This is a genomic window from Bradyrhizobium sp. Crot121, from assembly GCF_059512385.1.
This window is the reverse complement of the sequence record NZ_JCAMOR010000158.1, coordinates 1-6,639: the sequence shown is the minus strand read 5'-3', so window position 1 is coordinate 6,639 and position 6,639 is coordinate 1. Positions and strand designations below refer to the sequence as shown.

Here is a 6,639-nt window from a genome sequence, read left to right as displayed (position 1 = left end):
CAGAAACGCAGTGTGGTGACCGCATCGGCGTAATCTTCAGCGAAGCGGCGGAAATTCGGGGACAGTTCGGTGCTCTCTACTGTGCGTGCGTTTTCTGCATACCGGCGTAACGCATCTTCCCAGACCCGAATGCGTGAGGCTGCCGAGATGAGCCCGTCGAGATCAAAATCGTTTGCGTCGGTTCCAAACGGCTTGGCCACTCGCGCCAGTGCATAACGGAGTACGTTTGGCCCCACCTCGCGCGCCACTTCATCGGCCCAAAGAGCATGATCACGACTGGTGGAAAACTTTTCGCCTTCCAGCTTGTAGAAATCCTGGACGGAGTGATTTTTGGGAATTGGGTAGCCGCGCGCGAGCAGAGCGCCGGCCACACCTAGCGTGTAATAGAAGCGGTTATCTTGCCCCATGAAGAAAAGAAGCTCGGTGTTCTGGTCGTGCAACGTCGCGTTTGCGTCCAGACCGGCGCGGGCGCATTGCTCGCGAATTCCGGTGTCGAAGCACCAGAGGCCCTCAAACCATGTAAGCAGCGTTTGGCCGATCAGAGAGTCAGGCTGTTTTACCTCCACACCGTGCCTGAAATGGCGGGTCATCGGCAAGCCGCGCACCTCCCGGTGTAGCCAAGCGCGCGCCTTGGCGCGTATCGGCTCGGGCCATGTGCTTTCTCCAATGGCTTCGTGCAGTGGGCGAGCGAGACGTGGCATGTCGAACACGGCCTGCGTGATGGGTCTTAGCACAAGATCGCGGCCGCAGGTGACGTGCCGTGCGTCACGGATTGTGTCGTGCTGAAGAGCCAGCCCGCAGTTCTCACACAGATTGCTGTCGCAAGGCGATGAGCAAGCCGGGCAACGGCCAGTTGCGAGCGAGTCCGTAACGAGCTCATCGCAATGGTCGCAATACAGTTGGACGCCCTGCCGTACGTCGACGTAGCCGGCCCCTTGCAGCTCGCGGAATATAGCTAGCGCATTTTCCTTGTGAATCGCGCTAGATGTGCGCACGAACACATCGGGAGTAATTTGCACGGCGCGCAAACACTGTAAGATCTGGTGAATGTATCGTTCTGCGACCTCGCTAAAGGATTGGCCGAGCTTTCGTGCCGTTTCGAGCGTATATGTGCCGTGCTCGTCTGAGCCAGTGATGTAGTAGGCCCGATGGCCGGTCATGCGTTGAAAGCGGACGAAAATATCAGCGAGTAAATACACGCCGCCGATGTGACCCAGATGTAGTTTGCCGTTAGGGCAAGGCGGCGCGGGACAGACAAAATAGGTGCGCACGTCAATCCCACCAAATCGAGATAAACTTGAGAGCGCTGTCTTGGCTGATATTACGGATAGTGTGCGTCTGATGTGGCGACATGTAACACAAGGTCGTTTCGCTAACCTCACGGACCTGACCGTCGACTTCGAATTCTCCACGACCAGAGATCAGCACCCAAAGTTCGTGCTCCTGATGATCGTGCGGGTCGACCGCATCGCCTGGAGCGAGCTCCACGACTGAAGCGCCAAATGCTGGGCTGAGACCCTCCGGGAGATGCTCCAAAAGGCGCCAGACCAGAACGCCGTATTCGGTTCGCATCAGAGAATGATCGGCCTGCTTCGTGTACACGTTGGTCTTCCTCAAACGTGGCTATCAGTCGCGATAGAATATGCCATTGGGAATCTTCAGGTTTTCAAGATCCGCCACCGCTTCCTCTGGTGGGTTGTAGGCGCGCTTCATGCGGTTGTATTCGGTGCGTGTCGGACCTCCAGTGGATGCGCGCTGGAACACCAAGTGAATCGCACGACGCGACCGATCGCTCTTGTTTGGCAGTGAGTAATGGGGCGCATAATCGTCGAAAATGAAAGCATCGCCAGCCTTCAAGTGCACCGGCTCCCATGTGAAGGTTTCGGCGATCTCCGGGCGAATCACGCCGCCGGCATCCATCGGAAACACTCCTTCCTTATGGCGAGCTGGCGTGAAGAAAAGCCCACCGTTACCCGGGTCCGAGTCGTCCACGGCAATGGATGCAATTGCGTGCACCATGCGTTCGGGTATCTTGTGCGGGATATGATAGATGTCCTGATGTGGGCGGTATCCGCCGCTGTCCGGATACTTGAAGATCAGAAGTTCCTTCAACATCCGTGTTTCCTCATTCAAGAGTGTCTCGACCGCTGTACGAATGCGGCCATCGGCCAGGAGCGCCTCCCGTAGAGGGGCATGGTAGTCTAAGAAGTTCTCGGCCTTGGAGATAATCTTGCGGCTGTCACTCGTCTTCTCGAACCACAACATCCACTTGTCGGAGCTTACATCCCAACGTGCGACTTCCTCAACGAAACGAGAAATCTTGTCGCGCGTGGCTGGATCGAAGAACTGTTCCAATCGAAGATATCCATCCTTATGCCATTTCGATTGTTGTGCCTCAGTCAGCATGTGTGAGCTCCTTCGTAAGATGAGACGGATCAGTTGTGCTTTACCCCAGGCGGCTTGCTAGCACCGCATTAAGAGCGGTCGCGCTCAATAGGCTCAGCAACATCACGTCAGGGCCGAATCCACGGACCAACTGCCCTCCGACCAGGGGAAAGCCGAAGAGCCCGAGGAAGTATGCGAGCGTAAAGATCTGCGAGGTAGTGGGCACGGAGACGCCGTGCTCGCCGGCAAGATTGACGGCTATCGTGTTCAAGGTTGAATAACTTAACCCATAGCCGGCGGCAAAGAGGACGGTGGCCGCGATATAGAGTGAGGTGCTGCCACCATTGAGAAGGAACAACACCAGAGACGCAGCGGTCAGTAGGATGAGCGTGAGCGCCAGTCGCTGTAACGGCAGGCTGCCCATGAGGTGAGCGACCGAGAAGCGTAGTACCACGCTCGTAGCAGTAAAAACGAGAAAGAACAGATCGGAATTCAAGTGACGTGATGCGGAATACGCGCTCTGATATGTGGACAGCCCCGCGAACATGCAGGCTGAAATCGCAATCATGGCGATGGGGAGTGCTGTGCACTTCTGAAGCAGTGTCGTAGTCGCGGCCAGTGTAATTTCGACATCCGGCATCGGCACTGCCGATAGCCTCGACATCGCGCGTCTTGTAAGGTCTACGCAGGCGGCTGCGATCACGCACGCAATCGCAAGCACCGCATAAATCGTGGCCAGCGAACCAGTGTATTTTGCAAGCAAGTGACCAAGTGGAGCCGCTAGGCCGAGCCCAGCCATTTGTGATCCGGATAAGACAGTCAAATACTGAATACGTGCTGAGGGACGTAGATGGCGGATGATCTGCAGCGGTGCCAGAATGAAGAACACTGACCAAGAAGAGCCCACCAGTAATCCTCCACCGTACGCCGCTCGCCTATCGAGGGCAGCGCCGGCAAAGGCCAGCATGGCTAAGGCCATAAATAGCGAGGCGACAGTCAACGTGGGCAATAGGCCTATCCGCTTTGCCAGCCAGCCTGCCAAGCAACAGGAAACGAGAGTGGCAGCCATGCCGCTGGAAATAATAAGACCCGCGGCTCCACTATCCGTTCCGAGCGCATGCATGTAGTCCGGCAATAGAAAGCTAGTGCCGTAAGCTGCTGCAATGATAATGGAGGCAATCAAAAATGGTGCAAAGGCGCGGTAGTCGAGCGTGCCTGAAAGCTGGTCGGCGGCTTTAGCCGTTCCATCCGCAATCCGGCCCCGCAGCCGTGAGGTCGAACCGCCGTTCATATGCTACCCAGTCGGGTTGATGGCATCGCAACCACACCGGCGTCTCGTTCAGACGTGTCCGAAGGTGCGTAAACCTCAATCATCTGCCTGTCGGATGTATTCAAATAGAACGGTCGGCCGAGGAGGCTATTAATAATCAGGCTGTTGCGGTACGCGACCAAAGATAGATTGGCGCTCTGCAATCCGTGCTGCACGCGGCTTTGATTTTGTAGATATATTGGTCCTGGCATGTGCCGACTGAAGCGGACTGCGTAGTCCGGGCCGAGTACGGGCAGGCCGTCTTCCATACACGCGCCTTCGAGGAGGGCCTGCAAGAAGGGCGGCGTACGTGGCTGGAAGCCTGTAGCAAGCACTATACGATCGACGAGGATGCAGCTATTTCGCTGCGTTGCGATCTCATTTAGATCTACTCGCCAGCGCTTGTTGTGGGACGTGACGTCTTTCACGACTACGCTGGACAACACACGAAATCGGTCGGCCAGCGTGCCATCCAGGCTGCGTTCGTACAGCATTTCATATAGGCGGTTGCACAAATCGACAGAAATACCATCGCTCGTAAGCATCTCGCCCTCGACTATGTTCCGGCGTTGCTGAAGCGGTAGAGCGTGAAAGCGACGGCTATAGGCGGGCGTGTAAGCCTCATTCACGAAACTGTTGTCGTCGATGGCAAACAAGTTCGAACGCGACGTTGCCCACGTGATCTGGGTGGATACAGAACGAGTAAGAATATCCTCGATGATCTCAGCCCCGCTCTGACCGCCTCCCACAACGAGCACATGCTCGGCTGCATACGGTAGCTGCCGCTCGAGATAGTCGGCTGCATGGTAGACGGTGTCACATAGCAAAGATCTGGCACAGGCCGGGATCTTGGGCTCTACGCCAACGCCGACAACAACGGCGCGCGCCAAGTATGTGGTTGTATTCGTGCTGATGCGGTAGCCATCCCTAAAAGGAACAACATCCTTGACTTCCTCGGAGAAGCGGAGCGTATTGAGTCGCCCTGCGACCCACCGGTAATACTCAATGAACTCCCGCCGGGACGTTGAAGCATTGCGCTTGTTGACAAAGCTGTAGAGCCGACCATGCAGTGCCAAATAGTTGAGGAATGAATATGGGCTAGTAGGATCGACCAGGGTCACGCAATCCTTGAGCGGCGACACCTGTAGGCGACTGTTCGGCAGCGCAAGGCCTGGATGCCAAAAGAGTGCGTCTCGCTTCTCCAGGAAAAGTGCGCGGAGCGGAGTAGGTTCAATAAGCGCTGCGAGGCTAAGGTTAAATGGGCCGATGCCAATTCCGATGAGGTCCAGCATTTCCATAGAAGTCTCTTTGAGCTCGTGTAAGTTCTTGACGTTGGCGCTCGTGTAAATTCTGCTCGGGTCCGGGCGCGTCGCTTCATTACTGAAGCACGTTTGTGTGACTTGGGATGGGGCAGCGGCTTGGCCCGCAATGGCGCGTCTTGCAAGCCGTCTGCTGAAACCTCTCATTCGTGGGAACACTAAAGTCCGGCTGCGACCATCTTCACCCACCCATCCGGTGGTCTCTGCTCATCAGCAATCGCCGTGCCAGCCACAAAATCTCGACTGCGCCTCGTTGGACGAGAAGAACATGCCCACCTACAGCATTTCGTGCGGAATTGCCCCGGCAGCTCCGTCGGATTTACGACATTGAGGCGGCAATCGGACATCCACATACGGAATACCGAGCGCACGGATCCATGGCTGAGAAACGAACACACTGTGAATGCTCATCTACGCCGACAGTGCTCAAACCATCATGATCTTTCCACGCATTGTCAGCCCTTCAGGCCTCGCAGACCGCTCGTCTGTGGTGTCGCACCAGGAGAGCTGCGTCGCACTACGCGGGCAGCAGACATCTTCGGCTCCGCAATGTTGGCAGTTTCTCAGGTAATGGCGGTGGACAGTTCCGCTTTGGCTGATTGCGGCGGCCTTTTTTGGGCTTAGCCAAGAGGCCGGTGAGCGTAAACAACAAACAGCGCCGCCAAGCGCGAGGAGTTTCTGGTGACGGAGCCTTGCCGACGCGCGCCCGTGCGGGCGATCTTCTGATTGGCTAACGTGCGGCACACACCGGCTTGTGCGCTTTCGAAACGTGAGTAGCCTCAAAGCATGTCCTGTTCTAGTAAAAACCTCCGGCCGCAGCGCGCGACCGGAGGCTTGCGTTGGAACGTTAGCACATCGTTGTCCAGCGTTAACTGCTCCTTGCCAGCGCCGTTAACACGCCAGGTTATGGTCCCCCTGGCATTTTCTTTAAGCCACGCACTCAGCGCACGCAGACGTGTAGCTCGCTTCTGCGCAGACTGCCCGAGCTCCGCAGTCGGGTTTCTAAGGTCCTTCAAGGCTTGGCCGAGCGTGGCCTTGAACCGCCCCGGGTTTGCCGGAGGCTCCAGCTCCTGAGAGGATGGAGCCATGACGAGCAAGACGACGAACAGATTTTCACCCGAGGTCCGGGCCCGTGCGGTTCGGATGGTTCTGGATCACGCGAGCGAGCATCCGTCCCGCTGGGCGGCGGTGACCTCGATTGCGGCCAAGATCGGCTGCACGCCGCAGACGCTGCATGACTGGGTCAAGAAGGCCGAGGTCGACAGCGGGCAGGCGTTCCGACCGACATGGCTGAGAAGCTGAAGGCCCTGGAACGGGAAGAACCGTGAGCTTCGGCACGCCAATGAGATCCTGCGCAAGGCGAGCGCCTATTTTGCGACGGCGGAGCTCGACCGCCGGTCCAAGCCATGATCGCCTTCATCGACGATCACCGTGGGACGTATGGGGTCGAGCCGATCTGCAGGGTCTTGCCGATCGCCCCTTCGACCTACCCCGCCCATGTGGCCAAGCGGCGCGATCCGACCAAGCTGTCGGCGCGCGCCAGGCAGGATGAAATGGACCCGCGGAGCGGGACCGCTTGAACCGGTTTGTTAGTTGGAAACTGACTGCTCCTGATCCCTTTCTATC

5 protein-coding genes, 1 pseudogene and 1 other annotated feature are annotated in these 6,639 nt (G+C 57.2%); of the genes and pseudogenes, 1 reads left to right on the top strand and 5 read right to left on the bottom strand.

The annotated features are described in order from the left end of the window. The 5 genes from AC5ZGW_RS44930 to AC5ZGW_RS44910 all read right to left on the bottom strand — a co-directional run. Nucleotides 1-1,271, bottom strand: a 1,271-nt coding sequence (locus tag AC5ZGW_RS44930) for a class I tRNA ligase family protein (protein WP_496114131.1), incomplete at its 3' end; no start/stop codon positions are given. A gap of 1 nt (nt 1,272) precedes the next feature. Beyond that, a complete protein-coding gene (locus AC5ZGW_RS44925) occupies nt 1,273-1,602 on the bottom strand; it encodes a cupin domain-containing protein (protein ID WP_028169265.1) in 330 nt (109 codons plus the stop codon). 24 nt (nt 1,603-1,626) lie between these two features. Then, nucleotides 1,627-2,406 (bottom strand): phytanoyl-CoA dioxygenase family protein, encoded by a 780-nt coding sequence (locus AC5ZGW_RS44920; protein ID WP_028169266.1) that lies wholly within the window; start codon nt 2,404-2,406, stop codon nt 1,627-1,629. A 40-nt stretch (nt 2,407-2,446) separates the two neighbouring features. Further along, a complete protein-coding gene (locus AC5ZGW_RS44915) occupies nt 2,447-3,676 on the bottom strand; it encodes an MFS transporter (protein ID WP_245475164.1) in 1,230 nt (409 codons plus the stop codon). Then, nucleotides 3,673-4,992 carry a lysine N(6)-hydroxylase/L-ornithine N(5)-oxygenase family protein gene (locus AC5ZGW_RS44910; RefSeq protein ID WP_155255674.1) on the bottom strand — a complete coding sequence of 440 codons (1,320 nt, stop codon included), beginning with the start codon at nt 4,990-4,992 and terminating at the stop codon, nt 3,673-3,675. Before AC5ZGW_RS44910 ends, AC5ZGW_RS44915 begins: the two co-directional genes overlap by 4 nt. Before the next feature lie 1,107 nt (nt 4,993-6,099). On the opposite strand from AC5ZGW_RS44910, the pseudogene AC5ZGW_RS44905 reads away from it, so the two are divergent. Continuing rightward, a pseudogene (locus tag AC5ZGW_RS44905) lies at nt 6,100-6,563 on the top strand (transposase); the annotation flags it as partial. Beyond that, nucleotides 6,378-6,494: a sequence feature (AL1L pseudoknot), on the top strand. It overlaps the preceding pseudogene by 117 nt. Nucleotides 6,564-6,639 lie beyond the last annotated feature (76 nt).

What these genes read in the sequence shown, in the direction of transcription:
- AC5ZGW_RS44920 (WP_028169266.1), bottom strand. Translation starts at nt 2,406, where the DNA reads ATGCTGACTGAGGCACAACAATCGAAATGGCATAAGGATGGATATCTT.
- AC5ZGW_RS44915 (WP_245475164.1), bottom strand. Translation starts at nt 3,676, where the DNA reads ATGAACGGCGGTTCGACCTCACGGCTGCGGGGCCGGATTGCGGATGGA.
- AC5ZGW_RS44910 (WP_155255674.1), bottom strand. Translation starts at nt 4,992, where the DNA reads ATGGAAATGCTGGACCTCATCGGAATTGGCATCGGCCCATTTAACCTT.